The organism is Alkalidesulfovibrio alkalitolerans DSM 16529 (assembly GCF_000422245.1).
Taxonomy (GTDB): domain Bacteria; phylum Desulfobacterota; class Desulfovibrionia; order Desulfovibrionales; family Desulfovibrionaceae; genus Alkalidesulfovibrio; species Alkalidesulfovibrio alkalitolerans.
The window spans coordinates 71,806-98,720 of the sequence record NZ_ATHI01000001.1; the positions used below are offsets into that span (position 1 = coordinate 71,806).

A 26,915-nucleotide genomic window follows, 5' to 3' on the forward strand; every position below is an offset into this window, starting at 1 on the left:
TCCCTTTTTTTACCGGGCGCGTCCCGGCGACGGCAGGCGGCGCGCCACGCGGCGTCGCCCCTTCTTCCAGTCCCGCAATGCCGCCACGAAGGTGTGGCTGTTTTTTCAGGGAGGCCCGAGATGGGTATCGACCTTTCCGAATACTTTGCCGAGTACGAGGCCCTGGTGGCCGAAATCGACAAGATATTCTCCGCCGTCAAAGGCCAGTGCGGCGACCTCGTGACCTGCGAGAAGGGTTGCGACGATTGCTGCCACGCCCTCTTCGATCTTTCCTTCATCGAGAGCGCCTACCTCAACGATCGGTTCCTCGCGACCTTCGGCGGTCGTGAACGCGACGCCATCCTCATGCGCGCCGACGAGGCCGAGCGCCGCCAGCACAAGATCGTGCGCGCGGCCTTCAAGGCCAAGGAGTCGGGTGCGGACACTCTTGCCGTGCTGGCCGAACTTGCCCGTGAACGCATCCGCTGCCCCCTGCTGGCCGAGGACAGCTCCTGCGCCCTGTACGAGCACCGGCCCATCACTTGCCGCCTCTACGGCATCCCCACGGCTTTCGAGGGCCAGACCAGGACCTGCGGCCGCTCCGGCTTCGAACAGGGCAAGCCCTATCCCACGGTCCAACTGGAGAAGATCCAGGACCGGCTGGTCGAACTCTCGGCCCGGGCCGCCGAGGGCGTGGGCTCCAAGTTCACCGGGCTGGCCACGCTGTTCGTGCCCGTGTCAGTGGCGCTCATGAACACCTACGACGAGAAGTACCTGGGGCTCGAAACCGAGGAGACCCCGGTGGACGAGGACCCGGACGCCATCCCCGAGGCCTTCGCCGAAACTGCGCAGCGCCCCACGGGTCCGGCCGATCCCAAGACCTTCGCCCCGGGCTCGCGTCTCGAGTTCCCCTCCGAGGAGTGCTCCTCCTGCGACGACAAGAACTGTGACGGCTGCGCCAGTGCCTCGTCCGGCGGCTGCTCGGGCAAGCCCATGATCATCGAGATCGGAGGCCCCAAGTGAGCGAGGAGCAGCCCAAGATTTCCGCCGAGGAGCGCGAGGAGCTCAAGCGCGGCATCTACGAGTCGCTCTCGCCCAGGCGGCGCAAGTTCATCGACCGTATCGGATACGAGAATTGGGATCCTTTCCAGGAGCCCAAGGATCCCATAGACATCCGCAAGGACAAGAACCAGATGACCACGCAGCAACTCATCCGGGCGTTTCTGTACACCGTGCCGCGTGAACGCTATACCGACACGTACGCCCGGGGCGCCTTCGAGGCCTGCTCCGGGATGATCAACGAGGACGAGCGCATCCTCGGCATGTTCGACTTCGCGCGCTGGTACGTGACCACCATGGAAGGCAACACGAACAACGAGGATTAACCATGCCCCCCACCAAGGCCACCAACGTCGACGAATACATCGCGGAACAGCAGAACGCCCTGGCCCGCAACCCCGAATGCGCCAACACCCACTACAACCTGGGCGTGGGCTATCTCTCCAAGCGCATGTTCCGCGAGGCCGAAGAGAGCCTCATCAAGGCTCTGGACTGCTCGCCCAAGCTGGTCGAGGCCTACGTGCAGCTCGGCGGCATCGCCATGCAGCGCGGCGATCTCGAGACCTGCCTGCGCTACAACCAGATGGCCGTGCGCGAGCGCCCCTTTTTCGCCGTGCCGCACGCCAACATCGGCTTCGTACACATGCAGCGCGGCGAGGCCGACCAGGCCATCGCGGCCTTCAAGAAGGCCGTGGCTCAGGATCCCAAGTTCGTGCAAGCCATGGCCAACCTGGGCGGCGTTTACTACATGAAAGGCATGCTCGACGCGGCCGAGAACTGGTGCAAGAAGGCCCTGGCCGTGGAGCCCAAGTTCGGTCCAGCCTACCATAACTTGGCCATGGTGGCCCTGGAGCGCGGCGACAAGGCCACGGCCACGGCCAACGTGGAGAAGGCCCGCGAGAGCGGTTACGACATCCCCCAGAAGCTCATCGACGACATCGCCGCTCTTCCGTAGCAGGCCGCTGAAAAGACGCCGTCTGCGGCGTTGCCGCAAAAGCGCCGGACCCTCGCGTATGTCATGATACGCGAGGGTCCTGATTTTACGCGACAACGCGGTGATCGCGGATTTTTAATGCCTCGTCAAAGGCTAGACGTTGAAAAGGAAATGCACCACGTCGCCGTCGCGGACGACGTATTCCTTGCCCTCGGTGCGCAGCACGCCCGCCGTGCGGCAGGCTGCCTCTGAGCCGTGCTTCACGTAGTCGTCGTAGGCGATGACCTCGGCCCGGATGAAGCCGCGCTCGAAGTCCGTGTGGATGACTCCGGCGGCCTGCGGGGCCTTGGCCCCCCTGGTCACGGTCCAGGCGCGCACTTCCTTCTCTCCGGCCGTGAAGTAGGAGATGAGCCCGAGCGCGTGGTAGCCCGTGCGGATGATTTGCCCCAGGCCCGATTCGGCCGCGCCGTAGGACTCCAGGAACTCCTTGGCCTCGGCGTCGGAAAGCCCGATCAACTCCTCCTCCACCTTGGCCGCGACCTTCACGAACTGCGCGCCGCGCGATTCGGCCAGGGTGCGCACGGCGTTCACGTGCTCGTTGTCTTCGGTCAGGCCTGCGTCGTCCACGTTGGCGCAGTAGATGAAGGGCTTGTCCGTGAGCAGCCTGACCTCGCGCATCAGCTCGCGCGCGCGCTCGTCGTCGCGGCCGGGGAACGAGGCCGCGGGCTCGCCCTTCTCCAGGTGCGCGAGCAGCGCGCGTCCGGCGTCGATGAGCGGCTTGAGCGTCTTGTCGCCCTTGACCTGCTTCTCCAGGCGATCGACGCGGTTCTCCAGGGTCTGCATGTCGGCCAGGATGAGTTCCGTCTCGATGGTCTCGATGTCGCGCAGCGGATCGACCGTGCCCGAGACGTGGATCACGTCGTCGTTCTCGAAGCAGCGCACCACGTGCAGGATGGCCTGGGTCTCGCGGATGTTGGCCAGGAACTTGTTGCCCAGGCCCTCGCCCTGGCTCGCGCCCTTGACCAGACCCGCGATGTCCACGAAATCCACGGTGGCGTGGACGATCTTCTGCGGCTTGACCAGCTCGGACAGCTTGATCAGCCGCGCGTCGGGCACGGGCGTGACGGCCTTGTTGGGCTCGATGGTGCAGAAGGGATAGTTGGCGCTCTCGGCGTTCTGGGCGCGCGTGAGGGCGTTGAATATGGTGGACTTGCCGACGTTGGGCAGTCCGACGATGCCTATGCTGAGGGACATTTTGCGTTCTCCTGTGGGGACGATCAGGTCCGGCGCTTCCATAAGCCCTGCGGGGGCGGGTGTCAAAATGTTGTTTTCCCTGACTTGCGGTGCTAGGGGTGCGCCCATGACACAAAACGAAGACCGCATCGCGGCAAAAGTAGTGACCCTCAAGAAGGGCGAGGAACGGCGCATCAAGACAGGCCATCTGTGGGTCTTCTCCAACGAGATCGACACGAGGAAGTCCCCCCTGCGCGACTTTGCGCCCGGCGAGCCGGTGCGCGTCGAGGACAGCCGGGGCCAATTCACGGCCAACGGCTTCATCAACCCTGCATCGCTGATCAGCGTGCGCGTCGTCAGCCGCAGGCCCACGGAATTCCTGGGCCGAAAGCTTCTCTTCGACCGTCTGAAGACGGCCCTGGAACTGCGCGAGCGGCTCTTTTCCGCGCCATACTATCGGTTGTGTTTCGCGGAAGCTGATTTCCTGCCCGGATTGGTCGTGGACCGTTACGGCGACGTGCTGGTCGTCCAGATCACAACGGCGGGCATGGAGCGCGAGCGGCTGGCCGTGGTCGAGACGCTCTGTGAACTGCTCGATCCAGGGGCCATTCTTTTCAAGAACGACGCCTCTGGCCGCTCCTACGAGGGGCTGCCCGAATACGTGGAGCCCGCCTTCGGCACCCCGCCGGACGTGGTCGAGGTCGAGGAGAACGGGCTTCGCTTCACCGCGCCCCTGGCCGCGGGTCAGAAGACCGGCTGGTTCTTCGACCAGCGCTTGAACCGGGCGCGCTTCGCGGCCAGGGCCAAGGGCGCGCGGGTGCTGGACCTCTTCTCCTACGTCGGCTCGTTCGGCGTGAACGCGGCCAGGGCCGGGGCTGAAGAGGTTCTGTGCGTGGACGCGTCGAGCCTTGCGCTCGAACACGCGCGCGCCAACGCGGCCGGAAACGGCGTGGAAAAGCGCCTGAGCACGGCCGAGGGCGATGTCTTCGAGGCGCTCGACGCGCTCAAGGCCGAAGGCCGTCGCTTCGACCTCATCTGTCTGGACCCGCCCGCCTTCATCAAGCACAGGAAGGACGCGGCCAAGGGCGAGCAGGCCTACGTCAAGGCCAACCGCGAGGCCATGAAACTGCTGGACGACGGCGGCATGCTGCTGACCTGTTCGTGCTCGCAGCATATGGATGCGGAGTCGCTCAAGCGCGCCGTGCTGCGCGCGGCCAACATGCGGCGGGCCTCGGTGCAGATCGTCGAGCAACTGCACCAAGGACCGGACCACCCGGTACACCCGGCCATGCCCGAGACCAACTACCTGAAGGCCTTCCTGTGCAGGCTGCTCCGCTGAGGCGCACATGAGAGACGGAGGCGGGATCGAGCTTTTCGGCCTGTCCGTGGTCCTGGTGCGGCCCAGGTTTCCCGAGAACGTGGGCTCCGTGGCCAGGGCCTGCCTGAACATGGGCGCTTCGGACATCCGCCTTGTGGCGCCCGAGAACTGGGATGTGGAGAAGGCCGCCGTGCTGGCTACGCAGCACGCGCGCCATCTGCTCGAAGGAGCGACCATCCACGCCGATCTCGCGGGCGCGCTCTTGGGCGTGCAGGAAGCCTTTGCCACCACGGCCCGCCTGGGCGGCTGGCGAAAGGCGCTGCTTTCGCCGGACAAGGCCGCCGGGATGGTCGCGCGGCGCATCGCAAAGGGCGGCACGGCCGCGCTGGTGCTCGGCCCCGAGGACCAGGGCCTTGGCAACGACGACCTGGCCTTGTGCACGCGGCTTGTGACCATTCCCACGGCCAGCGCGGGCCGTTCGCTGAACCTGTCCCAGGCCGCACTGCTGCTGCTCTGGGAATGCCTGAAGGCGCGGCGCGCGATTGCGGCCGGGCTGGTGGAGCGGGAGACGGACGCGCAGGTCGGGGCCGCGCCGGGGCAGGGCATCGGCGTGCCCGAGCGCGAACTGCTCATGGCGCGCGTCAAGAAGGCCCTGCTCGCCCTGGACGTGCTGCATGGCGACAACCCGGACTACTTCCTGATGCCGTTTCGCCGTTTCCTGGCCCGCACGGACATCTCCCGCCGCGAGTTCGACATGCTCATGGGATTGTGCCGCCAGGTCGAGTGGCTGGCCGAAAAGGCCGGGCGCGCGGATTAGAACCGGCGTCAGCGCATGGCCGTAAGCAATTCCCGGTCGCGCGCGTCGCCGAAGGCTGACACGAACGCGGCCACGTCGAACTTTCGCCGCGCGCCCGCGAAATTCATGTAACGCACCGACCCGAACACCGGCCGCTCTGCCCAAGGGCGGTCGTGCACCCCGCCCAAAGCCCAGGCGATGCCCGCGTAGCCGTTGGCCTCGCGGCCGTCGAGTTGGTAGCGGTCGTTGAGGAGGATCGCCGCGCGCAGCGCCTCCTCGGGCGTGGCTGACCATTCCAGAATCTTTTTGGCCCAGTACATGCGCAGCCAGCCGTGCATGTGGCCGCGCCGGACCATCTGGCGCTGGGCCGCGTTCCACAATGGATCGTGCGTGGCCGCGCCCTCCAGGTCGTCGAGGCCGTAGAGCCAGGGCCGCTCGTCGCCCCGGTGCTTGTCCAGGCTGCGCACGGCCCAGTCCGGGAAGCAGGAGATCGAGTCGTAATCGGGCGCGTGCAGGCAGAAGTTGTCGGCAAGCTCGCGCCTGACCACGAGCTCCTCCACGAAGGAGTCCCTGGCCTCGGCCGGGGCCGTGGCCCGCAAGGCTTCGAGCGCCACGCGCTGGGCCGAGATCATGCCGAAATGCAGCCACGGCGAGAGCAGCGAGACCGCGCCCGCGTTTGGGTCGTTGCGCTCGTGATAGCGCGCCAGGCGCTCGGCCATGAAGGCGCGCAGCATCCCCATTCCCGCGTCCGTGCCGGGCCTGGCCCAGTCCACCTCGGCCACAGAACGGTCCACGGCCAGGGCCGCGCGCGCGGCCACGAAATAGTTCGCCGGGCCATGCCCCGGCCATGGCACGGGATGCGGTGCGAGCGCGGGGAACGGCTCTAGGAACTCGGGCAGAAGGCGCATGATCTTGGGTCGGATGGTGCGGGCCATGTACTCGCGCTTGTCCGAGACCGCGCGGCAGGGGCAGATGTTGCGCGAGTCCGCCTCCACGAGCGGGCAGGCGAGGGCCTTGGCGGCGCGCGCGAGCCATTGCCGCTTCAGGCGCAGCGAATCGAAATCCGTGACCACGGTGTGCGCGCCGTGGTGTCCGGCGAAACGCGCGATCTCCTCGGGCGGGTCGCCGCGCAGCAGGAAAAAAGGGATGTTCAGGGCCGAGAGTTCGGCTTCGACCAGGCGCAGGCCGTCGAGCAGGAAGCCGAACTGACGCATGGTCGCGCCCAGAAAGGCGTCCGCCAGTCCGTAGACCACGGCCAGGGGCCGCCCGGCGCGAAGCGCCAATCCCTGGGCATGCAGCAGTCCCCAGTTGTCGCGCGCGCGGTGCTCGCGGTGCATCCAGTAGAGCACGGGCCCCTGGCCTGGCTCGCCAGCGTTCAGAGCGTGAAGGCGGCGCTCGTTCACGCCCCTTCCTCGTCCGGGCCGCTCACGAGCTTGCCCATGAGCACGGCGTCCACGAGCCGCCCGTCCACCAGATAGGCCCCGCGCTGCACGCCTTCCTCCAGGTAGCCCGCGCGGGTGTAGAGGGCGCGGGCGGCCGCGTTGGGGGCCATGAACTTCAGCTCCAGGCGGCGCACGCCCGAGCCTTCCGCCCAGGCGTCCAGGCGGCGCAAGAGTCCAAGCCCCACACCCTTTCGGCGCGCGGCCTCGGCCACGCCCAGGCCGTTTATGCGCGCCGCGTGCGCGATGCCGCGCAGATGCCCGCCAACGGCGAAGAGATAACCCTGGAGCCCGGCCTCGTCCTCGGCCACGAGCACGGTCCAGTTGGGCCGGGAAAGGAACTGCCCGAGCCTGCGCGTCATGGCGGGCACGTCCAGGCCGAGTTCGGCCGCCTCGTCCAGCAGATGGGGCGTGCCGTCCTCCACTGTCCGTTCGAGCACGAGCAGCGCGGCCGCGTCGCACAATTCCGCCTCGCGGATGCGCACGGCTCAGTCCTTCCTGCCCAAAATCAGGCTCGTGGTCGGCCCGAACGCCTTGGGCGGCAGGGGCGTGAACCCCGCCCGGGCGAGCCAGTCCGCGATTTCCGAGGCGGTGTAGGTGTCGCCGCGCGCGGTGTTGACCAGCATGTTCAGGGCGAAGAGCGCGCCGAACGGCGGCCGCAGCCGCTCCTCGTCCATGACGAAGTCCACCATCGCCACCCGCCCGCCGGGCGCAAGCGCCGCGTGGCAGCGCCGCAGCAGCGACACGTTCTCCTCGGACGAATTGATGTGGACGATGGCCGAGAGCAGCACCAGATCGAAGCCGGGGCCGTCCGGATTGGCCAGTTCGTCCGTATGATAGTCGCCCGCGCGCGTCACCACGCGCCCCGTGAACCCGGCCTTGTCCACGTAGCGCATGGTCAGCGGCGTGACTTCGGGCAGATCGAGAACCACGGCCGTAAGGCTTGGCTCGGCCCTGGCCATGGCCATGCTGTAGGCCCCGGAGCCGCCGCCCACGTCGAGCACGTGCGTCACGCCCACAAGGCCAATGGCCTCGGCCAGGGCGTCGGCGTCGCCCCTGGCGCGGCGGTCCATGGCTTCGATGAAGGCCTCGTAATCGAAGCTCTCGCTACCCAGGCCGGTCTTTTGGGCCGTGCCCGCGCGCACGGCTCCGGTCAGCGTGCCCCAGGCGTGATACAGATTCTCGGTGTGGTCCAGGGAGGTCAGGCAGTCGGGGCTTTGGCGCGACAAAAAGCGCGCCGAGGCGCTGGTACAGGCGAAGCGGCCCTGCTCAAGGGTCAACAGCCCAAGCGTGACCAGGGCGCGCAGGAGCCGGTCCATGGCCCGCGCATCGCAGCCAAGCCGCCTCGCCACTTCGTCCGAGGCGCGCGGCTCGCGGTCGAGTTCACCGAAAACGCCCAGTTTGAAGGCCGTAAGCAGGGTGCGGCTTCTCTGAAAGCCGCCTGCCAGGGCCATGATGGCCTCGGGGGTGTCGGGCGTCGGAAAAGTCCGGGGCGTGTTGGCCTTGCCGTGTTCGTCCGGTCCGATGGGCTTCATGGCGGCTCCTTGTTTTTCGCCCTGTAGCACGCCATTCGCCAGAGGTGAACGCCTCCCGGGCTGTCCCGAAAATTCCATCTGCTGTGTTTTGGCGCGCCGTGCGTCCGGAGCTTCTTGAACGGTCTGGGAAACGGAGTTTGTCAGCAATGCAAAGGGGCCCGCAAGCCATGTCCCGGCTCACGGGCCCCCACGATCATCCATGGGGATGCGGGCGGTTTCTTTCGCCGCCCGTGTCGCTTCTATTCGTCGCTCAGGGCCGCGCCCGACGCGGCCGAGGTCACCTGCCGCGCATAGCGCCTGAGCAGCGGCGACTTGAGTTCCTTCACCACGGGCTTCCACTCGGTCTTGCGCCGGGCAAGTTCGGCCTCGTCCACCCGAAGCGTCAGGCTGCGGCCGGGAATGTCGATGGCGATCACGTCGCCCTCGCGCACCAGGGCGATGGGGCCGCCCGCGGCCGCCTCGGGCGAGACGTGGCCGATGGCAGCGCCGCGCGTACCGCCGGAGAAGCGGCCGTCGGTGATGAGCGCCACCGCGCCGTCGAGGCCCATGCCCGCGATGTTCGAGGTCGGCGAGAGCATCTCGCGCATGCCGGGGCCGCCGCGCGGTCCCTCGTAGCGGATGACCACCACGTCGCCGGGCTTGATCTTGCCTTCCAGGATGGCCGCGTTGGCCGCCTCCTCGGAGTCGAAGACCCGCGCCGGGCCGCTATGCGTGAGCATGTCCTTGGCCACGGCCGACTGCTTGACCACCGCGCCCTCGGGCGCGATGTTGCCCATGAGCACGGCGATTCCGCCCTGCGTGCCGTAGGGGTTGTCCAGCGGCCGGATGACCTCGGGGTTGGCCACGCGCGCGCCAAGCGCCGCGAGGTTTTCGCCCACGGTCTTGCCGGTCACGGTGAGGCACGAGGTGTCCACGCGCCCGGCCTGGGCCAGTTGGGCCATGACCGCCGGGATGCCCCCGGCCGCGTGCAGATCCTCGATGTGATGCGGCCCGGCGGGCGAGAGTTTACACAGGTTCGGGGTCGCGCGGCTGACCTCGTCGAAGATAGAGAGCGTGAGGTCAAGCCCGGCCTCGCGGAAGATGGCGGGCAGGTGCAACACCGTGTTCGTGGAGCAGCCAAGCGCCATGTCCAGGGTCACGGCGTTGCGCACGGCCCGTTCGGTCACGATCGCGCGGGGGGTGATGCCGCGCGCGAGAAGCTCCATGACCGCGACCCCGGCCTCCTTGGCCAGACGGGAGCGCGCGGCCGTGGGCGCTGGGATGGTGCCGTTGCCCGGCAGGGCCAGGCCGATGGTCTCGGCCAGACAGTTCATGGAGTTGGCCGTGAACATGCCCGCACACGAGCCGCAGCCCGGACAGGCGTATTCCTCAAGGCGCGAAAGTTCTTCCTCGTCCATGAGTCCGCGCCGCACCTTGCCCACGGCCTCGAAGACGCTGATCAGATCCGTGCCGCCGGTGCCCGCGTACATCGGCCCGCCCGAGACGAGCACGGCCGGGATGTCGAGCCTGAGCATGGCCATGAGCATGCCCGGCACGGACTTGTCGCAGTTGGGAATGAGCACCAGGGCGTCGAAAGGGTGCGCCGTGGCCATGATCTCCACGGAATCGGCGATGTTCTCGCGGCTGGGCAGCGACATGCCCATGCCCTCGTGGTTCATGGCCAGGCCGTCGCACACGGCGATGGCCGGAAATTCGATGGGCGTGCCGCCAGCCATGCGCACTCCGGCCTTCACGGCCTCGGCGATGACGTCCAGGTGCTTGTGGCCGGGCACGATCTCGTTGGCCGCGTTGCACACGCCGACCAGGGGGCGGTTCATCTCCTCGCGCGTCATCCCCAGGGCGTGCAGCAGCGATCTGTGCGGCGCGCGCTCGATGCCCGCGGTCATCTTTTTGCTGCGCATTGCTTCCTCCAGAAAAAAATATCCCGCCATCCTAGCCCCCTTGGGGGTACGAAGCAAGCGCGTAGCGGGGCAAAGCCCCGCTACGCGCCGGGGGATCATCCCGGGGGAGATGATCTCCCCCGGACCCCCTGCGGTTCCCGAAGCCGTCTGCGACGGCTTCGGGAAAGCAGGGTTCTGGGGCGGACCATCGCCGCCGCACCCAAGTCGGCTCTGCCAGCGATGGTTTCGAAGCGAATCGCGGGGTCCAGGGAACATCTTAGCGACATTCTTCGTCCCGCAGGCCGTTCCAAATGTGCCGGGTGCAAGGCGCAAGAAAGCGCCGGGCCCGACGCGTATCAAAGAATACGCGAGGGATCGGCCCTTTCGCGGCAACGCAGCAGACGGTGCTTTTGGGGCGGCCTGACCCTGGCGGAGGAGGTCTGGAGGAGGCAGCGCCTCCTCCGTTCTCTCATTGAAGCCCGATATCCTCGGCCACGCCTTGCATGGCCTCGATGGACAGGGCCAGGAACGCGGTCAGGTCCAGGCCCAGGCGTTCGCACTCCTTGATCGTCTCGCGGTTCACGGAGCGGGCGAAGGCCTTGTCCTTCATCTTTTTTTTCAGGCTCGACGGGGCCATGCCCACGAGCTTGTCCGGCCGCACCAGGGCGGCGGCCGCCACGAGCCCGGTCACGGTTTCGCCGCAGCGTAGGGCGAAATCCAGTTGCGCGGCCGGGGCCACGCCCGTGTGCTCGTGGTTGTGCGCGCGGATGGCGCACAGGGCCTCTTCGGGCAGCCTGCCGTCCAGCATGGCGGCGGCTTCGATACCGTGGCGCGCGGGTTCGTCCTTGGTGGCGGAGTAGTCCAGGTCGTGCAGAAGCCCGGTCAGTCCCCACAGTTCGGGGTCTTGGCCGAGCTGGCGCGCCAGGGCGCGCATGACGGCCTCGGAGGCCAGGGCGTGGTGCCGCATGTGCGGTTCGGGCGTGTGCTCCTGCACGAGGGAAAGGGCCTGGTCGCGGTCGAGCATGGGGCTTCCTCCTGTTGGCCGTTCGGTGGTACGACCGTGGCGGCGATTTGTAAACCGGGCAAGGAAGGAGAGGCGATGCGGGTGCTTGTGAGCGGCGGGGAGTTCGAGGCGCGCCAGGCCGTGGCCAAGGCCGCGCGCGCGGCCGGGGCCGAAGTGGCCGAGGCGGCCGGAACGGCCGAGGCGCTACGCCTGATGGAATCGGCCACGCGGCGCGGCGCGGCTTTCGCCGTGGCGCTGGATCTGGATGGCACGCTGTCGCGGCGCGCGGCCGAGGTCTTTGCCGAGGGCCATGCGCCCGTGGCGGAGGTGCGCGATCCGGCCGGGGCGCTGGACGCGCTGGCGGGTGCGGCGGCTGGCGAGCGATCTGGCAGCGGGATGTCAGGTTGACGGGTGCGGCGGCTTGGGGTAAGGGAGCGGTCTTCGTCTTCGCACGGGTACGTGCAGCCGGGCCGAAAGCCCGGGTCACGCAAGCATATTTCTCCGGCAACATTGTGAAATAACTGCCGGAATACTGGAGGGCACATGGCCAAGCACAAGAAGCACGAGCGCAAGAAGGAACTGGATCGCCGCCGCAAGCGCCGCAAGGAAAACCTCAAGGCCCGCGTCCGCGAGGCCAAGGCCCAGGCCAAGAAGGCCTAAACGCGCTCCCGGCCCTTGACTGGCCGGTCCGTCTGATTATCTGTCATCTCGCGCCGGTCGCGGAGCCGTTGTCACGGCCGACCGCGACCGGATTTTTTCCGTTTCACGATCAGCGCGAGAAAGGAGCGGCACATGCCCATCTATGAGTACGAATGCCCCGCCTGCGGCAAGGTCTTCGAGGAGTGGAACAAGAGCTTCGACGACGTGACGTCGCCCTGCGCCTGCGGCGCCGCGGCCAGCCGCATCGTCTCCAACACCGCCTTCATGCTCAAGGGGTCGGGCTGGTACGTGACCGACTACTGCGGCAAGAAGGCTTCGGGCAACGGCAACGGCGGCACCGAGACCAAGGATTCGTCGGCCTCATCGGATTCGGCCAGCCCGGCGGCCGAGACCAAGCCCGCCAAGGACAAGGCCGCCCCGGCCAGCCCTTCGGCATAACTCCTGGCCCGATTCCGGGCGGTCCGCGCGGCCGCCCTTTTTTTTTGCCCGAAAATCGCGTATTCCCGCGCAACGCGCGCGACGGCGCATCTCTGCAGAAACCGCCTGCCTGGAGCCTTGTCATGATCGACCGCTACACCCGCCCCGAGATGGGCGCGCTTTGGACCCTGGACAACAAATTCCGCGTCTGGCTCGAAGTCGAGCTGGCCGTGTGCGAGGCTTGGCATCGTCTGGGAGTGATCCCGGCCGAGGCCATGGAGGACATCCGGGCCAAGGCCGATTTCGACGTCGAGCGCATTCTTGAAATCGAAGAAACCACGCGCCACGACGTCATCGCCTTCCTCACGGCTGTGGAGGAGAAGGTCGGACCCTCGGCCCGCTATATCCACCTGGGCTGCACCTCTTCCGACATCGTGGATACGGCCAACGGCGTGCTGCTTTCGCGCGCGGGCGATATGATCCTCGCGGCCCTGGACCGCCTTTTGGCCGTGCTGGCCGACGTGGCCAAGGCCAACAAGGGCAGGTTGTGCATGGGCCGCACTCACGGCATCCATGCCGAGCCGACCTCCTTCGGCCTGAAGATGGCCGGGTTCTACGCCGAGTTCGCGCGTCACCGCGAGCGCTTCCTGGCCGCGCTCGACGGCGTGCGCGTTGGCAAGATCTCCGGGGCCGTGGGCACGTACGCCTTCCTCTCGCCCGAGATGGAGGAGATCGCCCTGGGCATCCTCGGCCTGTCCGTCGATCCGGTCTCCACCCAGATCGTGCAGCGCGACCGCCACGCCCATTTCTTCACCAGCCTGGCGCTTCTTGCGGGCGGTGTGGAGCGGCTGTGCGTGGAGTTGCGCCACTTGCAGCGCACCGAGGTGCTGGAGGTGGAGGAGGGCTTCGCCAAGGGCCAGAAGGGCTCCTCGGCCATGCCGCACAAGAAGAACCCCATCTCGGCCGAAAACATGACCGGGCTTTCGCGCCTTGTGCGCACCAACGCCCTGGCGGCCATGGAGAACCAGGCCCTGTGGCACGAGCGCGACATCAGCCACTCCTCGGTGGAGCGGGTCATCATGCCCGACTCGACCATCCTGGCCGACTACGTGCTGCACAGGCTGGCCGGCCTGCTTTCGGGCCTGCGCGTGATCCCCGAGAACATGGAGCGCAACCTCATGTCCTCCATGGGGCTGTTCTTCTCGCAGCGCGTGCTGCTGGCCCTGGTGGAGGGCGGCATGGCCCGGCAAGAGGCCTACGAGCTCGTGCAGGGCGTGGCCATGCGCTGCTGGCGCGAGCGCACGCCCTTCCCGGACGCGGTGCGCGCCGAAGAGGGCATAGCCGCGCGCCTGGGCGCGGCGGCGCTTGATGAATTGTTCGATCCCGGCTACTACCTTCGTTTTGAAGAGACCATATTTGATCGTGTTTTCGGGGGATAGATGGACGCTGTCAGGCGCACGCTGGCCAAACTGCTTTACGAGAAGTCCTACATCGAGGGCGAGATAACCCTCACTTCGGGCAAAAAAAGCGACTACTACTTCGACTGCAAGCAGACCGCGCTGCATCCGGAAGGGGCATGGTGCATCGGCACCCTGTTCCTCGATCTGCTGCGCGACGTGGACGTGCAGGGCGTGGGCGGTATGACGCTCGGGGCCGATCCGCTCGTCTCCTCGGTGACGGTGCTTTCCCACCTGGCCGGGCGGCCCCTGCCCGGGTTCATCGTGCGCAAGGAGGCCAAGGGCCACGGCACGGGACGCTATCTTGAGGGCCTGGGCAACTTCGCGCCCGGCATGAAGGTGGCCATGCTCGAAGACGTGGTGACCACGGGCGGCACGCTCATCAAGGCTTGTGAGCGGGTGCGCGACGCCGGACTCGAGATCGTGGCCGTGTGCACCATCCTCGACCGCGAGGAGGGCGGCCGCGAGAATCTCGCCCGCGCGGGGTACGATCTTTTGCCCGTGTTTACGCGCGCGGAGCTGCTTAGCGCCGCGAAGGCATGAGGCCCTCGTCAGCGAGACGACCGGAATTTCCCAGGAGATTCGAGATGAAGCCTGTCGCCGCGGTGTCCGCCGTCCTGACCATGGTCGTCTGGCTTTGCGCTTCCACGACCCATGCCTTTTCCCTGAACATAGAGGACTATCCCGACGCTCCGCCGTTCTTCCTGGCAGTGGCCAAGGACAGCGAGACGTTCTACGCCTTCGGGCGGCGCTCGCCGCTGACTGCCATCCACACCCTGCCGTGCACCACGGGGCAGGGTGCTGGCGACAAGTTCAAGGAAGGCGACTTGAAGACCCCAGAGGGCGTTTATTTCATCCAGCGTACCCTGACCAGGGGCCTGGACTGGGGCCTTTACGGCGATCTGGCCTTCACTTTGAACTATCCCAATCCGGTGGACCGGCTCAAGGGCAAGACCGGCAGCGGCATCTGGATACACGGCCGAGGCCAGACGATCGTGCCGCGCGATACCCAGGGCTGCGTGGCCCTGAACAATCCCGACCTGCACTCCATCAAGGCCAGCCTGACGCGCGGCACGCCCGTGGTCATCGCGCGCGATGTCGTGGTCAACGACGCGCCCGGCGACACGAGCAGAACCGCGAGCGAGATCGTGGGGCTGCTTGAGCAGTGGCGGCAATCCTGGCGGGCGCGCAGCAACGAGTATTTCCGCTTCTACGACCAGAAGCGCTACGTGGAACCCGGCGCGCCGACCTTCAGGGCGTTTCGCGAGAACAAGGAACGCATCTTCGCCTCCAAGTCCTGGATCGAGGTCGCGACCTACGACGTGCAAATTTTGCCCGGCACGGACTACTGGGTGACCTGGTTCGACCAGTACTATCGCACCGACACCTTCGTCTCCCAGGTGCACAAGAGGCTGTACTGGCAGCGGGACAAGGAAGGGAACTGGATCATCGTGGGCGCGGAATACGACCGCCCTGAACGCGACCTCGAACAACTCTACCTGAGTGAGGCGAGGGACAGGGTTTCGGGGCTGGTCGAGAACTGGCGGCAAGCCTGGGAGAGCGGCGACATCGTGGCCTACTCGCGCCACTACGCGCCTGCGGCCGTGCAGGACGCCCGCCAGGGCATCGAGGCCATCGTGGTCCAGAAGACGACCCTGTGGGAGAACAACCCGCCGCGCCGTGTCGAGCTTTCCGGCCTGAGCGTCGATTTGCATCCCGCAGGGTTGCGGGTGACCTTCGTGCAGGATTACGAGAGCGCTTCGGGCTTCGCCGACAGGGGCGTGAAGACCCTGCTTCTCGAACCCACGGCCTCTGGCTGGCGCATCGTCAGTGAAACCTGGACAAAGTCATCTTCATGAGCCCCCGTAGCAAGTACAACATCATTTTCATGCGCGACGACGCCCAGGTGCGCCGTTTTCGCCTGGGGTCCGCCTGGATCCGGGTCGCGATCTGGCTGCTCGCGCTGCTCATGCTTGCCGCGGGCGGCGGGCTGTACGCGGGGTTTCGCTACTGGAGCGCCAACGCGGCGCTGGTGGACGAGAAAAGGGGGCTTGAGCGCCGCCTGATCGACGCCGAAGTGCAGCTCGAACGCCTGGGCAACGTGGAGAAGATCCTGCGCTCCCACGATCCCAAGGACGTGCAGGACCTGATCCAGGCGGGAAACATGGCCGAGCGTGAACGCACGGCGCCTCCCCCCTCGCCGCCCAATCTCGGAGAGATTTTCGCCTATCAGAATCTGCGTCAGGCCGGGGTGGAGAATATTCAGGCCCGGCTGGTGAACAGTTCCATGCAGGTCCGCTTCGACCTGAACAACCTCATCGCGGACACGACCCTGAGCGGCCGCGTGGATTTCCACGTGATATTGAATTCGGGCAGGATGGAGCGGGTGAGCGCGCCGGAGGCCGATCTGGTCTTCTCCATCCAGCGCTTCAAGCGCATCCAGGCCACCTTCAATCTGCCCACGGGCGTTGAGCGGGGCGACCTTTTCGGGGTGCGCGTGGTCATTTCCGGGCAGGACGGGAACCCGATCTACAGTGAAACCTATCCGCTTTCGCGCATCGTCTCCTAGCCGGAACCTGGACCGGATTTCGGCTTTCGCCGGGGCGTTTGCCCTTGTCGCGCTCCTTTTTTGCGCCCAGGCCCAGGCCTCGTCCTTCACCTACTTCGAGGGCACGCAGCATCCCATCACCGTGCATACCCTGCACGGGAGCGAGCCCGGTCCCACGGTCATGGTCCAGGGCGGCATCCAGGGCGACGAGGTGGCGGGGTTTATCACCGCCCAACTGCTCACCGCCGCTCGTGTCACGCGCGGCACGTTGATCGTGGTGCCGCGCGCCAACGTGCCTTCCATCCATCACCGCGTGCGTCAGGTGAATGTGGACCTGAACCGCCGCTTCGACCGTGAGTACGACGACTTCTTCGAGGACCGGCTGGCCCGCGTTATCCGCCATCTCGTGGCCCAAAGCGACGCCTTCATCCACTTGCACGAAGGATCGGGCTTCTACAGCCCCACCTTTGTCAACGATCTGCGCAACCCCAGACGCTGGGGTCAGAGCATCATCATCGACACCGACGTCTACGAGGAGACCGTGGACCTCTCGGGGCTGGTCCAGGGCGTGCTCGCGCGCCTCAATCCCCTTGTTCGGCCGGCCAGCTACCGCTTCGAGTTGTTCAACACCGACACCTTTTCCCTGAATTCTATTTTCGGGGCCGAAATGCGAAAGACCTTGACGTGCCATGCGCTCACGGCGCACCGCATTCCGGCCTTGGCCATCGAGGTCAGCAAGAGCATCTCCTCTCTGGACTGGAAAGTGCGCGAGCAGTTGCGCGCCACGGTCATGTTCCTGGAGCATTTCGGCGTCCACGTGGAGCCGCCGTGCATCGAGGGCATGTCCTTCGACGCCTTCGCCGCCGCCCCGCCCGAGGTGCGGGTCAACGGCCAGCGTTTCGCGCCCGGCGGGGTCATCACGGTCGAGGCAGGCGCGCCGCTTCGCGTAGAGGTCGCGACCTCAGGCGAGGACGCCCGCATGGCTCCGGTTCCCGGCCTTTTCGCCGAAGGCAGGCCCTTGGTGGATCTGACTCGCTCGCCGCATCTGCCTCTCGAACCTTTCGGCTCCTTCGAGTTGCGCAGCGATGGTGAACTGGTGGGGCGGGCCACGGCGCGCTTTGCCGGAAAAGGCCCGGACACGGCCAAGGAGCCCGTGCTTTTCGTGCTTTGGCACAACAACCGCCTCAAGCGCCTCGCCCCCGGCCAGGTGCTGCATGCCCTGGAAGGCGACCAGCTCATCATCGAGGGCGTGCGCGGCGGCCGCGACGAGATCGTGAACATCAAGGGCATCGTCACCCGGCCGGGCCGCAACACGGGCCAGGACGCGAACGTGGAGATCGTGCTTGATTCAGAGATGTTCATTCCCCGTTTCCTGCTCAAGAGCGGGCCGGACAAGACGCGCATTCAGGTGGTGCGTGAGACGCCGGGCGCACGCGGCGCGGAGTTCCTGATCGAGCTTTCGCCGCGCCGGGTGGAGGCGTTGCGCCTTCTGGACCCGGCCGGGCGCACCGTTTTCGTGGCCGTGGGCGACTCCGCGCCGCTGCTCGCACAGCCTGGAACCTGGACTCTGGACGCGGCCTGGAGCAATGGCGAGCAGGACAAACTGCTGGTCATGGCGGACGGCTTGCCACTTCGTTTCGGCGAGACCTTCGTGGTCGGCCCAGGGCGGCACACGGTGCTGAACATTCGGCAGGCCACGACCTTCAAGCCCCTGGGCGAGGTGCTGCTCGCCCCGGCGAGCATGGCGGCGCGAAGCTCGCAGGACTCACGCTCCTAGTGTGACGTCCGCAAAATACGCAAAGTCGTATTTTGCGGAGAACCGCTGCGATGCTGTCGGCATCCGTAAGACTCGCGCCGAGAGGACGCTCGCCTAACGGCTGCCGCGCGCCGAAAAACGTGGTTTTCGGCCGCCGCGACGAATTTTCCTTCGCGAAAACGCCAACACATCGGGCAAGGAGGAGCTGCACGCCATGTTCTTCGTCAATCTGCCGCTTCGGTACTGCGCCCGGGAGCCCTTTTATCTCGACTACTTCCTGACCCATTCCCTGTGCCCTGAGCTGGGTATCGACGCCTTTGCCTGCGACAGTCTGGACACGGCCTGGCACGAGACCATGGCGCGCACCTTCGCCTCGGCCGGGCTGGCCACGGCCGTGCACCTGCCCTTCGACGATCTTCGCCCCGCAAGCTGCGACCCGCTCATGGCCGAGGCCTCGCGCGAGCGCCTTCTGCGCGCCGTGCGCATCGCCAGGATCTACGCCCCGCGCCACATGGTGGGCCACGCTTCGTTCTCCCCGCCCGCGAGCCCCGAGCAGGCCGAACAGCAGTTCGAGGCCGCGCTGGCCACCTGGCGGCGGGTGCTCGCGGCCTGGCCGGGCCATCCGCCCCTGTACCTCGAAAACACGCACGACGCCGAACCCGAGCGGCTGGCCGGGCTCGTGGCCGCGCTGCGCGGCCTTGGCCTGGACGTGGGCGTGTGTCTGGACGTGGGGCACTGGCACAGCTTCAGCCAGGGCGTGGCGCGGCGCGACCTCTCGCGCTGGTTCGCGGCCCTTTCGCCCTTCATCGGCCACGTGCACCTGCACGACAACCGGGGCGAGGGCGATGAGCATCTGGGGCTTGGGCAGGGGAGTATCCCCTGGGGCGAGTTCTTCGATCTGGTCGAGGCGCTGCCCGCGCGGCCCACGGCCACCCTGGAGCCGCACACCAAGGACGCCCTGCGCCAAAGCGAAGCCTTCATCGCCGAGCACTCGGTCCTCTTCGCCCGCCTCTTCAGGCCGGTGTAGGCGGAAAGGGGGTTTTTCACGCCAGAGCGAAAAAAAACGCGAAGAAGTCCGGATCATTCCGGACTCCTCCGCGCCGTGGCGCCTGCGCTGGCAGTGCTCGCCGGGCTCGCGGCCCGCTACAGCGAGGCCTGGATGAAGACCATCACGAACAGGGCCACGGTCTCGACCACGCCAAGCGTCATCAGATAGTTGCCGAATCCCTGCCCCGTGTCGCCCAGGGCGTCGGCCGCGGCCGCGCCCGCCTTGCCTTGGTAGGCCGCCGAGGCCCCCATGGCCATGCCGCCCACGATGCCCGCCATGAGCATCGCGGGCCAGTTCACGATCACGTCCTGCCCCTGCTCCAGGGCCAGCATGGCCGCGTCGCAGATGCCGTTCATCACATTCATCAGGATCATGCCGTAGATGGTCTGGGAGAGCGGCGCGCCGATGAAGGCGATGAGGATGAAGGGCGCGGCCTTGTTCTGCATGTAGGCCTTTTTCCAGGCCCCGATGGCGGCCATGCCCGCCGTGCCGATGCCGATGGCCGAGCCCAGCGCCGCGAAACCGAGCGCCGCAGGCGCTCCCGCCTTGGCCAGGGCGATCATGGTCAACGTGTCCATGTGCGTCTCCTTGTCTGCTGCGATCCGAAATCGTATGGCCGGTCCGGGCGTCCGGAACCGCCGGTCGGGACTCCCGCGTTCATGCCTCGTCCTCGTCCATTTCCCGCCGCCTGAACGGTGAGTACTTGCGGCCCTTCCACTGCAATCCCAGGTGGGTGGCGAACTCCAGGGTGTTCAGCCGCACCCCGTGCACCAAAACACCCATCATGGCCAAAAGGATGTTCAGGGTGTGGCCCAGAAAAAGGATCAGCGCCGCCGCAAGGCCCGTGAACAACCCCTGCGCGGTTTCGGCGGCCATGGCGTTGAAGGCCGAGGCCACGGCCAGGGTGGCCGCGCCCACCGCGAACAGCCGCACGTAGGAGACCACGTCCACGAAGTTGCCGATCAGGTTCAGCGGGAACATGACGTGGCCGATCCAGTCTTCCTTCAGCCGTTTCACCGGGGTCATGAAGAGCACGATCAGGGCCGCGCCCACGGCCAGCACGTAGAGCAGCGGCGAGGGGAAGTCGTGCAGCAGCACGAAGGCCCTGGCCGCGTAGAACATCACCCAGGTGGTGCAAATCCAGCCTATCTGGGCCAGAAAGCGCGGGTCCGGGAAGAAGCGGATGACGTTCCACAAATGGGCGATGGTCAGGTGCGTTGCCCCGATAAAGAAACACAGGAGCATGATGTTCTGCTCTGCACCTTCGCTGGTCAGCCAGTCCACGCGAAGGTCCGCGAGCGGCCCAGGCAATCGTGCAATGCCGAACCACGTGCCGGTCAAGGCTCCCCAGGCGATGGTGCAAAGGCTCATCACCCAAAGCAGCGGGAACAAACCCTGCGGAACCTTGAGCGGCAACTTTCGAGCCGCCAGCAGCAGGCCCGTGAAGAGCAGGCCGTATCCGGCGTCGCCCACGAGCATAGCGAAGAAAAGGCTCAGGAAAAGCAGGAAGATGGGCGAGAAGTCGGTCTCCCGGTAGCCGGGCAGCACGCCGATCATGTCCATGACCGTGTGGATGGGCCTGACCCAGCGCGGGTTCTCGATCAGGGTCGGCGGTTCGTCGTGCGGCCCTGGTTCGCTCACGAGCAGGCCGAAGGAGAATGCCTCGGCCGCCGCCCGTATCTGAGCCTCGTTCCTGGCCGGGAACCAGCCCGTGAGCACGGCCAGTTCCTGGCCCGCGTCCGCAAGGTCCATGCCCTGGCGGATTTCCAGGTAGCGGACCTTCTCGAAGGCCGAGTGGACCACATCCGCCAGGCGTGGCTTGTCGCCCGAGCGTTCGGCCAACCGCAGGGCGTTTCGCTCCAGGGCGTCGCGCACCCAAGCGATGCGAAACCTGACCGCCGAGAGCGACTGTTTGGGCAGGCGCACCTCCGTGGCCTGGCCAAGCGTATCCTCGGACGGCTCGGTCCGCCCGACGAGCGCGAAGTGGATACGGTCGCGGTCACGCGAGAGTTCGAGCGTGATGAAATCCTCGATGCGCGGCAGACCTCGACGAAGCGGCGTGTGGAAGCAGCGGACGTGGATGCCCTTGGCTGCGAGTTCGGCCACGACTTGGGGGTCGAAATCGCCAAGCGGCGCGATACGCTTCTCCTCCTGGACGAGACCGGCCAACTCGTCGCGCAGATCGTCGGCCTCGTGCACCAGCCTCCAGACGTGCTCGATGACCTCCTCGATGGGGTCCTCCGAGACCCTGGCCTGCACACCCTCGGGCAGCACGTCAGGCAGGGCGTCGAGCGCGGTGCGCAGGTACGTCAGCCGTTGCTTGGCCTCGTCCAGGCCGTCGCCAACGGGCTGGCGCAACTGCTCCACGTGCACCAGCCCAAGGCCGCGCAGGCCGAAGAGCACCGCGTCGCGGTCCGCCGCGCGGCACAAAAGGGTCAGCTTGCGCATGCCGACGATCATAGCTGCGCCTCCCGCTCGCGCGTCTTGGTCTTGGCGATCTTGGCCCGAGCCACGGCCGCCGTCTGCTCGTCGCCCAGAAATATCTGGATGCGCCGGATGTTCTCCCGACTTTCGGGAATCTTGACCTTCTCGAAGAGGTTCACGCGCTGCGTGGTGGTGCGCAATTCCTCGGCCAATCGCAGGTGTTGCTCGCGCACCACCTCGCGCTCCACGCGCAGCCGGATCAGGCGGCGCAGCATGCGCACGCCCTCGTCGGTCCAGGCCGGGGTCTCGCGCGGGTCGGGCATCCTGGCCGGGAACCTGAGCTCTTCCAGCACGGGGATGCTCACACCCACCACGTTCCCCCGAGATATCACGAGTCCGTCCAGGGCGACATATGGCGAGAAATCGAACGGCTCGGCAAAGAGCTTGATCCAGGCCGCCATTTCGGCTCGCGTTCGGTCCTCCTCCTGCTTTTTCTCCTTGAGCTCGTGCGCAAGCCGCCGCACCTCGAGCTGCAACGACTGCTTCTTGAGCTGCAGCGTGGGCAGAAAACGACGATACCGCGCCAGCGCGTCGCGCTGCGTCTTCAGCTCGTTCTTGGTCAGTTTGATCTTCGCCATGGCCGTCGTGCTTTTCCTGTCGGAGGAGGGAGGGATGCTTCCGGGGAGAGGGAAACCCCCTTGTGCAAAAGGGGTTTCCCCTCTCCCCGGACCCCTCTCCCTTTCCTCAAAATCTTTTGGCTTGGGTTCGGTGTCTGTCTACAGCCCCGTCATGGTTTGGAGTCTTTCTCTCCTTGGATGTTCTCGCTTTTGGGGTGTGCGTCGGGTCGCTCTTCGGAGTCCCCGGAGGAGGCCGCTTCATCGTCAGCGCCGGATTTTTTTCGCGGCTCGGGCGCGTCGTCGGCCTCGTCCCTGGGCTCGGGCTTGGTTTTGGCTGCATCCGAAGAGGGTGTTCTCTTGCCACCGTCCTCGGAGTCGGGTTCGGGAGAGTCCTTGGAATCGACCTCGGAAGACTCCTTGGCGTCCTTTTTTGACGGCCAGTATTCGCGGATCAGCGCGGACTGGATGCCCGTCTCCTCCGGCGTGAAGCAGTCCGCCAGGATGGCCCAGCCCAGGTCCAGGGCTTTTTCCAGCGGCAGGTTCACCGAGAGGTCCATCATCTCGTTCTCGAAGCGTTTGCCGTACTTGAGCAGCTTCTTGTCCCAGCCGCTCATGCGAAAGCCCATGGCCTGCTTTTCCAGCGTTTCCCGGTAGGAGGCGAAAAGCTGAATCATGGTGTTCATGATCGTGCGGTGGTCCGGGCGCGTCTTGCCGTTGACCTGCTGCTTGAGGCGCGAGAGCGAGCCGAAGGGCTCGATGCGCCCGCCGCGCAGGTAGAACTGGCCCTCGGTGATGTAGCCCGTGTTGTCCGGCACGGGGTGGGTCACGTCGTCGCCGGGCATGGAGGTCACGGCCAGGACCGTGATGGAGCCCGCGCCGTCGAAATCCACGGCCTTTTCGTAGCGCGCCGCGAGCTGCGAGTAGAGATCGCCCGGATAGCCTCGGTTGGAGGGGATCTGCTCCATGGTGATGGCGATCTCCTTCATGGCGTCCGCGAAGTTGGTCATGTCCGTGAGCAGCACCAGCACCCGCTTGCCGTCCAGGGCGAACTGCTCGGCCACGGCCAGCGAGACGTCGGGCACGAGCAGCGCCTCGACCGTGGGCTCGGCCGCGGTGTGGATGTAGAGCACCGAGCGCGAGAGTGCGCCGTGCTCCTCCAGGTGGTCGCGGAAGAAAAGGTAGTCGTCGTGCTTGAGCCCCATGCCGCCCAGAACGATGATGTCCACCTCGGCCTGCAGCGCGATGCGCGCCAGGAGCGGGTTGTAGGGCTCGCCCGCGGAGGAGAAGATGGGCAGTTTCTGCGACTCCACCAGGGTGTTGAAGATGTCGATCATGGGGATGCCCGTGCGCACCATGTGGCGCGGGATCACGCGGCGGATGGGGTTCACCGGCGGGCCGCCGATGGGAACGGGGTTGTCGCGGATCTCGGGGCCACGGTCGCGCGGGCGGCCCGCGCCGTCGAATATCCGTCCCAGAAGGTGCTCGGAGAAGGGGATTTCCATGCCCCTGCCCAGAAAGCGCACCTGGGCGTCAGTGGCGATGCCTCGGCTGCCCGCGAAGACTTGCAGGAATACGCGGTCGCCCTCCAGACGGATGACCTGGGCCAGCGAGGTGCCGCGCGTGGAGGTCACGGACGCGAGTTCCCCGTAGGCCGCGTCCGTGGCCGTGAGAATGATGACGTTGCCCGCGATGTTGTCGATGCGGTGGTAGACCTTACGCATAGCGGGCCGCCTCCGAGACCATGCCCCGCACCTTCGATTCGAGTTCCGCGAATTCGTCCGTGTCCATGGCCGCGCGGTTCCAGTCGCGCGTGGCCTGGATCAGGCGCTGGAAAAAGGCCCGCGCCTCGTTCTTGTCGGAAAAGTCCATCTCCGTCTCCAGGATGTCGTGAAGCCGGGCGAAGACGTGGCGCTGCCGGTCGGCCGAGGTCGCGCCGTCCACCTCGTCGAAGGCGTCCTGCTGCAGATAGACCGCGTCGAGATATTCGCCCTTGAGGTGGATCACGAAATCTTCCATGGAGGTGCCTTCCTCGCCCACGACCTTCATCATCTGGGCCACCTCGGCGCTTTGCCGTAAAAGTCGTTCGGCCAGGGCCACCTGTTCGCGCGGCACCACGGGGTCGTACTTGGACCACGAGTCCAGGGGGTCCACGGCCGGGTAGCGCCGTGCGTCCGAACGGACGCGCGAGAGCCCATGGAACGCGCCCACGACCTTCAGCGTGGCCTGGGTCACGGGCTCCTCGAAGTTGCCGCCCGCCGGGCTCACCGTGCCGCCGATGGTCACCGAGCCGGTGGAGCCGTTGTGCAGGCGCACGATGCCGCCGCGCTCGTAGAAGCTCGCGATGACCGACTCCAGGTAGGCCGGGAAGGCCTCCTCGCCGGGGATTTCTTCAAGACGGCCCGACATCTCGCGCAGCGCCTGGGCCCAGCGCGAGGTGGAATCCGCCAGGAGCAGCACATTCAGGCCCATTTGGCGGTAGTACTCGGCGATGGTCACGGCCGTGTAGACGCTCGCCTCGCGCGCGGCCACGGGCATGGACGAGGTGTTGCAGATGATGCAGGTGCGCTCCATGAGGCTCTTGCCCGTGCGCGGGTCCGTGAGCTTGGGGAATTCGCGGATGGTCTCCACGACCTCGCCCGCGCGTTCACCGCAAGCACAGATGACGACCACGTCCACGTCGGCGTGGCGCGAGGTGATCTGCTGCAAAACGGTCTTGCCCGCGCCGAAGGGGCCGGGCGTGCAGTAGACGCCGCCCACGGCCACGGGGCAGATGGTGTCGATGATGCGCACCTTGGTGACCAGCGGCTTCTTGGGACGCAACCGCTCGACGTAGGCCTTGATGGGAATCTTCACCGGCCAGTGCTGCATCATGGTCACTTCGCGCTCGTTGCCCTTGGCGTCGGTCAAAAGGGCGATGCGCTCGGTCACGTTGTATGCTCCCTCGGGAGCGATCTCCTTGACCGTCCATTGTCCGGCCAGGCCGAAGGGAACCATGATGCGGTGCTCGAAGATGCCTTCCGGCACGTGGCCCAGGAAGTGCCCGGCTGCCACCTCGTCGCCTTCCTTGACAGAAGGCGTGAAATCCCACTCGCGCTTCATGTCCAAAGCGTCGAGATACAGGCCGCGTTTGAGGAAGAAGCCCGACTGCTCGGCCAACTCGGCCAGCGGGTTCTGCAGTCCGTCGTAGACGCGGGTCAAAAGGCCGGGGCCAAGCTGCACCGAGAGCAGTTCGCCGCTGAAATGGACGCGGTCGCCGATCCTGAGCCCCTTGGTGTCTTCGAAGACCTGCAGATCGGCGTAGCGGCCGCGCACCCGGATGACCTCGGCTTTCAGGCGTTCTTCGCCGACCTCGGCATAGGCCATCTCGTTCTGGAAGACCGGGTGGCTGAACTCCACGGTCAGGAGATTGCCGTTGACGCCCATCACCCGCCCAACATTCTCGCTCATGCGTCCGTCCTCGTTTCGTGCGTGGCGAAGGCATCGTGCGCCCGGGTCGTCTCGCCCGCAGTGTCCACGAATTCTTCGACCCGTGAAAAGCCTTCCTCTTCGCGCATGGCAGCCCAGCGTTCCAGGATGGAGAGCCTGACCGCATAGGCCAGGATCTGCTTGAAGGCGAAGGGAGCAAGCCGCGTCAGTTCATCGAGCACGAGCCAGCGCACGCGGTCGATCTCAAGCTCCGTCTCCAGCGGCGTTTCCATTTCAAAGGCCGCCTCCACCCGCTGGCCTGCGTATCCGGCCACCACGCCCGCCTCCTGGAGACAATCCTCGCCCAGACGGCAGGCGCGGGCGATGCGCCCTTTGACCACGGCCAGTTCGATGCCCTTGGACGCCTCGCGCCACTCGTCCACGAAAGCGTCGCTTCCGCCGTCCCGGCCGTCGAGCACGAGGGCGAGATCGCGTTCCTCCTCGGGAGTGAGCACGCCGTGCACCATGGAACGGAAGCGATCGAGCGTGAAGGGCGGCTTCTCGCCGAAGGTGAGCGTCGGCAACGAGGCCACGAGGTAGTAATGGTTCACGCCGTGTCTTCCCCGGTTTGATCGGCCTTGTCCGCGCTCTCGCTCGACGCATTGGCGTCGGCCGCCTTTGCGGCGGCCTCGCCCGCGTCGAAGCCGATGGTGCGCCGGGCCTTCTCCACGCCTTCGCGGATGGTCAGGGCGTGGCTCACGATCTCGGCCAAGTGCGGTCGCAGCAGGCTGGACATGGCCTCGGCCACGGCCTCCTCGGTGAAGTCCAGGAACACGGCCTCGTTCTTGTAGGCGATGCGAAAGCCCCGCAGGATGTCGCCCGAGGCGTGCAGTTCGATGCCCTTGGCTAGGCGCTGTTTGTAGAGTTCGGCGAAGAAGTGGACGAGTTCCTTTTCCTGCTCGGGCGAGACGAGCACGCTCATGTCCACCTTGCCCTCGACCAAGTCACAGTTCTCGGTCAGGTTGCGCAGCATGCGCTTCACGCAGTCCGTGTCCAGGGCCTCGCGGGCGGCCTCGGCCACGAGTTCGGACATGATGTTCTCCACGCCCTGGCTGACCGAGAGCAGCAGGTCTCGGGCCGCCTGGACGAGCGTGGTGCGGCTGCGCTCCGTGAAGACCTTGGCGTCCTCTTCGGCCTTGGCCAGAAGCGCCCGGGCCTGGTCCTCTGCCTCGCGCACGATGGCTCCTGCCCGGCTGCGCGCGGCGGCCACGATCTCTTCGGCCTCGGCCTCGGCGGCCTTCACGCCCTCGTTGCGGATGCGTTCGATGAGATGCTGCAAATCGCCGGACATTGCGTTCTCCTGGAAGAAATGGCGGTTCTCGCCCGGATACGGCGAATCGGCGCCTG

General features: G+C 66.5%; 26 protein-coding genes. 13 read left to right on the forward strand and 13 right to left on the reverse strand.

Annotation, left to right across the window (positions count from 1 at the left end):
- Positions 1 to 120: 120 nt before the first annotated feature.
- The 3 genes from DSAT_RS00345 to DSAT_RS00355 are packed head-to-tail and all read left to right on the forward strand — an operon-like array spanning position 121 to position 1,993.
- Positions 121 to 1,002 carry a YkgJ family cysteine cluster protein gene (locus tag DSAT_RS00345; protein WP_020885574.1) on the forward strand — a complete coding sequence of 294 codons (882 nt, stop codon included), beginning with the start codon at positions 121 to 123 and terminating at the stop codon, positions 1,000 to 1,002.
- Positions 999 to 1,364, forward strand: coding sequence for a hypothetical protein (locus DSAT_RS00350; protein ID WP_020885575.1), 366 nt, complete (start codon positions 999 to 1,001; stop codon positions 1,362 to 1,364). Before DSAT_RS00345 ends, DSAT_RS00350 begins: the two co-directional genes overlap by 4 nt.
- A gap of 2 nt (positions 1,365 to 1,366) precedes the next feature.
- Positions 1,367 to 1,993 (forward strand): tetratricopeptide repeat protein, encoded by a 627-nt coding sequence (locus DSAT_RS00355; protein ID WP_020885576.1) that lies wholly within the window; start codon positions 1,367 to 1,369, stop codon positions 1,991 to 1,993.
- A gap of 132 nt (positions 1,994 to 2,125) precedes the next feature.
- Here DSAT_RS00355 and ychF read toward each other — a convergent pair whose 3' ends face one another.
- On the reverse strand, positions 2,126 to 3,226 hold the full coding sequence (gene ychF, locus DSAT_RS00360) for a redox-regulated ATPase YchF (RefSeq protein ID WP_020885577.1): 1,101 nt from the start codon (positions 3,224 to 3,226) through the stop codon (positions 2,126 to 2,128).
- 106 nt (positions 3,227 to 3,332) lie between these two features.
- Between ychF and DSAT_RS00365 the strand changes: the two genes are divergently transcribed.
- Positions 3,333 to 4,544 carry a class I SAM-dependent rRNA methyltransferase gene (locus DSAT_RS00365; RefSeq protein ID WP_020885578.1) on the forward strand — a complete coding sequence of 404 codons (1,212 nt, stop codon included), beginning with the start codon at positions 3,333 to 3,335 and terminating at the stop codon, positions 4,542 to 4,544.
- A 7-nt stretch (positions 4,545 to 4,551) separates the two neighbouring features.
- A complete protein-coding gene (locus DSAT_RS00370; RefSeq protein WP_020885579.1) occupies positions 4,552 to 5,340 on the forward strand; it encodes an RNA methyltransferase in 789 nt (262 codons plus the stop codon).
- Positions 5,341 to 5,348: 8 nt separating this feature from the next.
- Here DSAT_RS00370 and DSAT_RS00375 read toward each other — a convergent pair whose 3' ends face one another.
- The 5 genes from DSAT_RS00375 to DSAT_RS00395 form a co-directional block, all read right to left on the reverse strand.
- The gene (locus DSAT_RS00375; RefSeq protein ID WP_020885580.1) at positions 5,349 to 6,722 is read right to left on the reverse strand and encodes a deoxyribodipyrimidine photo-lyase; all 1,374 of its coding nucleotides are present in this window, start codon (positions 6,720 to 6,722) and stop codon (positions 5,349 to 5,351) included.
- A complete protein-coding gene (locus DSAT_RS00380) occupies positions 6,719 to 7,243 on the reverse strand; it encodes a GNAT family N-acetyltransferase (protein WP_020885581.1) in 525 nt (174 codons plus the stop codon). Before DSAT_RS00380 ends, DSAT_RS00375 begins: the two co-directional genes overlap by 4 nt.
- A gap of 3 nt (positions 7,244 to 7,246) precedes the next feature.
- Positions 7,247 to 8,293, reverse strand: a complete 1,047-nt coding sequence (locus tag DSAT_RS00385; protein ID WP_020885582.1) for a methyltransferase — start codon at positions 8,291 to 8,293, stop codon at positions 7,247 to 7,249.
- A gap of 239 nt (positions 8,294 to 8,532) precedes the next feature.
- Positions 8,533 to 10,194: a dihydroxy-acid dehydratase gene (gene ilvD / locus DSAT_RS00390; RefSeq protein WP_020885583.1), complete on the reverse strand. Its 1,662-nt coding sequence runs from the start codon at positions 10,192 to 10,194 to the stop codon at positions 8,533 to 8,535.
- A 448-nt stretch (positions 10,195 to 10,642) separates the two neighbouring features.
- Positions 10,643 to 11,197: an HDIG domain-containing metalloprotein gene (locus tag DSAT_RS00395; protein ID WP_020885584.1), complete on the reverse strand. Its 555-nt coding sequence runs from the start codon at positions 11,195 to 11,197 to the stop codon at positions 10,643 to 10,645.
- 75 nt (positions 11,198 to 11,272) lie between these two features.
- On the opposite strand from DSAT_RS00395, the gene DSAT_RS15460 reads away from it, so the two are divergent.
- The 8 genes from DSAT_RS15460 to DSAT_RS00435 all read left to right on the forward strand — a co-directional run bounded on the left by DSAT_RS15460 (position 11,273) and on the right by DSAT_RS00435 (position 19,041).
- Positions 11,273 to 11,584 (forward strand): hypothetical protein, encoded by a 312-nt coding sequence (locus tag DSAT_RS15460; protein ID WP_020885585.1) that lies wholly within the window; start codon positions 11,273 to 11,275, stop codon positions 11,582 to 11,584.
- Positions 11,585 to 11,968: 384 nt separating this feature from the next.
- Positions 11,969 to 12,274, forward strand: a complete 306-nt coding sequence (locus DSAT_RS00405; RefSeq protein ID WP_020885587.1) for an FmdB family zinc ribbon protein — start codon at positions 11,969 to 11,971, stop codon at positions 12,272 to 12,274.
- A 122-nt stretch (positions 12,275 to 12,396) separates the two neighbouring features.
- Positions 12,397 to 13,692, forward strand: a complete 1,296-nt coding sequence (gene purB / locus DSAT_RS00410) for an adenylosuccinate lyase (RefSeq protein WP_020885588.1) — start codon at positions 12,397 to 12,399, stop codon at positions 13,690 to 13,692.
- Positions 13,693 to 14,253, forward strand: a complete 561-nt coding sequence (pyrE, locus tag DSAT_RS00415) for an orotate phosphoribosyltransferase (RefSeq protein WP_020885589.1) — start codon at positions 13,693 to 13,695, stop codon at positions 14,251 to 14,253.
- Between the two features lie 44 nt (positions 14,254 to 14,297).
- Positions 14,298 to 15,569, forward strand: coding sequence for a L,D-transpeptidase family protein (locus tag DSAT_RS00420; protein ID WP_020885590.1), 1,272 nt, complete (start codon positions 14,298 to 14,300; stop codon positions 15,567 to 15,569).
- Positions 15,566 to 16,279: a hypothetical protein gene (locus tag DSAT_RS00425; RefSeq protein ID WP_020885591.1), complete on the forward strand. Its 714-nt coding sequence runs from the start codon at positions 15,566 to 15,568 to the stop codon at positions 16,277 to 16,279. The genes DSAT_RS00420 and DSAT_RS00425 overlap by 4 nt, the downstream gene beginning before the upstream one ends.
- Entirely contained in the window at positions 16,245 to 18,035 is a 1,791-nt protein-coding gene (locus DSAT_RS00430; protein ID WP_020885592.1) for a M99 family carboxypeptidase catalytic domain-containing protein, read from the forward strand. Before DSAT_RS00425 ends, DSAT_RS00430 begins: the two co-directional genes overlap by 35 nt.
- 193 nt (positions 18,036 to 18,228) lie before the next feature.
- Positions 18,229 to 19,041, forward strand: a complete 813-nt coding sequence (locus tag DSAT_RS00435) for a sugar phosphate isomerase/epimerase family protein (RefSeq protein WP_020885593.1) — start codon at positions 18,229 to 18,231, stop codon at positions 19,039 to 19,041.
- 116 nt (positions 19,042 to 19,157) lie between these two features.
- On the opposite strand, the gene DSAT_RS00440 is transcribed toward DSAT_RS00435, so the two are convergent.
- From DSAT_RS00440 to DSAT_RS00470, 7 genes are all read right to left on the reverse strand, one after another.
- The gene (locus DSAT_RS00440; protein ID WP_020885594.1) at positions 19,158 to 19,640 is read right to left on the reverse strand and encodes an ATP synthase subunit C-like protein; all 483 of its coding nucleotides are present in this window, start codon (positions 19,638 to 19,640) and stop codon (positions 19,158 to 19,160) included.
- Between the two features lie 79 nt (positions 19,641 to 19,719).
- Complete coding sequence (locus DSAT_RS00445) at positions 19,720 to 21,522, reverse strand: V-type ATP synthase subunit I (protein WP_020885595.1); 1,803 nt, start codon at positions 21,520 to 21,522, stop codon at positions 19,720 to 19,722.
- Entirely contained in the window at positions 21,519 to 22,124 is a 606-nt protein-coding gene (locus tag DSAT_RS00450; protein WP_020885596.1) for a V-type ATP synthase subunit D, read from the reverse strand. Before DSAT_RS00450 ends, DSAT_RS00445 begins: the two co-directional genes overlap by 4 nt.
- A gap of 149 nt (positions 22,125 to 22,273) precedes the next feature.
- Positions 22,274 to 23,824 carry a V-type ATP synthase subunit B gene (locus tag DSAT_RS00455; protein WP_020885597.1) on the reverse strand — a complete coding sequence of 517 codons (1,551 nt, stop codon included), beginning with the start codon at positions 23,822 to 23,824 and terminating at the stop codon, positions 22,274 to 22,276.
- Complete coding sequence (locus DSAT_RS00460; protein WP_020885598.1) at positions 23,817 to 25,550, reverse strand: V-type ATP synthase subunit A; 1,734 nt, start codon at positions 25,548 to 25,550, stop codon at positions 23,817 to 23,819. The genes DSAT_RS00455 and DSAT_RS00460 overlap by 8 nt, the downstream gene beginning before the upstream one ends.
- Entirely contained in the window at positions 25,547 to 26,119 is a 573-nt protein-coding gene (locus tag DSAT_RS00465; protein WP_020885599.1) for a DUF2764 family protein, read from the reverse strand. Before DSAT_RS00465 ends, DSAT_RS00460 begins: the two co-directional genes overlap by 4 nt.
- Positions 26,116 to 26,859: a hypothetical protein gene (locus tag DSAT_RS00470; RefSeq protein WP_020885600.1), complete on the reverse strand. Its 744-nt coding sequence runs from the start codon at positions 26,857 to 26,859 to the stop codon at positions 26,116 to 26,118. The genes DSAT_RS00465 and DSAT_RS00470 overlap by 4 nt, the downstream gene beginning before the upstream one ends.
- Positions 26,860 to 26,915: the final 56 nt, after the last annotated feature.

What these genes read in the sequence shown, in the direction of transcription:
- DSAT_RS00345 (WP_020885574.1), top strand. Translation starts at nt 121, where the DNA reads ATGGGTATCGACCTTTCCGAATACTTTGCCGAGTACGAGGCCCTGGTG.
- DSAT_RS00355 (WP_020885576.1), top strand. Translation starts at nt 1,367, where the DNA reads ATGCCCCCCACCAAGGCCACCAACGTCGACGAATACATCGCGGAACAG.
- ychF (WP_020885577.1), bottom strand. Translation starts at nt 3,226, where the DNA reads ATGTCCCTCAGCATAGGCATCGTCGGACTGCCCAACGTCGGCAAGTCC.
- DSAT_RS00365 (WP_020885578.1), top strand. Translation starts at nt 3,333, where the DNA reads ATGACACAAAACGAAGACCGCATCGCGGCAAAAGTAGTGACCCTCAAG.
- DSAT_RS00370 (WP_020885579.1), top strand. Translation starts at nt 4,552, where the DNA reads ATGAGAGACGGAGGCGGGATCGAGCTTTTCGGCCTGTCCGTGGTCCTG.
- DSAT_RS00385 (WP_020885582.1), bottom strand. Translation starts at nt 8,293, where the DNA reads ATGAAGCCCATCGGACCGGACGAACACGGCAAGGCCAACACGCCCCGG.
- ilvD (WP_020885583.1), bottom strand. Translation starts at nt 10,194, where the DNA reads ATGCGCAGCAAAAAGATGACCGCGGGCATCGAGCGCGCGCCGCACAGA.
- DSAT_RS00395 (WP_020885584.1), bottom strand. Translation starts at nt 11,197, where the DNA reads ATGCTCGACCGCGACCAGGCCCTTTCCCTCGTGCAGGAGCACACGCCC.
- DSAT_RS15460 (WP_020885585.1), top strand. Translation starts at nt 11,273, where the DNA reads ATGCGGGTGCTTGTGAGCGGCGGGGAGTTCGAGGCGCGCCAGGCCGTG.
- DSAT_RS00405 (WP_020885587.1), top strand. Translation starts at nt 11,969, where the DNA reads ATGCCCATCTATGAGTACGAATGCCCCGCCTGCGGCAAGGTCTTCGAG.
- purB (WP_020885588.1), top strand. Translation starts at nt 12,397, where the DNA reads ATGATCGACCGCTACACCCGCCCCGAGATGGGCGCGCTTTGGACCCTG.
- pyrE (WP_020885589.1), top strand. Translation starts at nt 13,693, where the DNA reads ATGGACGCTGTCAGGCGCACGCTGGCCAAACTGCTTTACGAGAAGTCC.
- DSAT_RS00420 (WP_020885590.1), top strand. Translation starts at nt 14,298, where the DNA reads ATGAAGCCTGTCGCCGCGGTGTCCGCCGTCCTGACCATGGTCGTCTGG.
- DSAT_RS00425 (WP_020885591.1), top strand. Translation starts at nt 15,566, where the DNA reads ATGAGCCCCCGTAGCAAGTACAACATCATTTTCATGCGCGACGACGCC.
- DSAT_RS00435 (WP_020885593.1), top strand. Translation starts at nt 18,229, where the DNA reads ATGTTCTTCGTCAATCTGCCGCTTCGGTACTGCGCCCGGGAGCCCTTT.
- DSAT_RS00440 (WP_020885594.1), bottom strand. Translation starts at nt 19,640, where the DNA reads ATGGACACGTTGACCATGATCGCCCTGGCCAAGGCGGGAGCGCCTGCG.
- DSAT_RS00445 (WP_020885595.1), bottom strand. Translation starts at nt 21,522, where the DNA reads ATGATCGTCGGCATGCGCAAGCTGACCCTTTTGTGCCGCGCGGCGGAC.
- DSAT_RS00450 (WP_020885596.1), bottom strand. Translation starts at nt 22,124, where the DNA reads ATGGCGAAGATCAAACTGACCAAGAACGAGCTGAAGACGCAGCGCGAC.
- DSAT_RS00455 (WP_020885597.1), bottom strand. Translation starts at nt 23,824, where the DNA reads ATGCGTAAGGTCTACCACCGCATCGACAACATCGCGGGCAACGTCATC.
- DSAT_RS00460 (WP_020885598.1), bottom strand. Translation starts at nt 25,550, where the DNA reads ATGAGCGAGAATGTTGGGCGGGTGATGGGCGTCAACGGCAATCTCCTG.
- DSAT_RS00470 (WP_020885600.1), bottom strand. Translation starts at nt 26,859, where the DNA reads ATGTCCGGCGATTTGCAGCATCTCATCGAACGCATCCGCAACGAGGGC.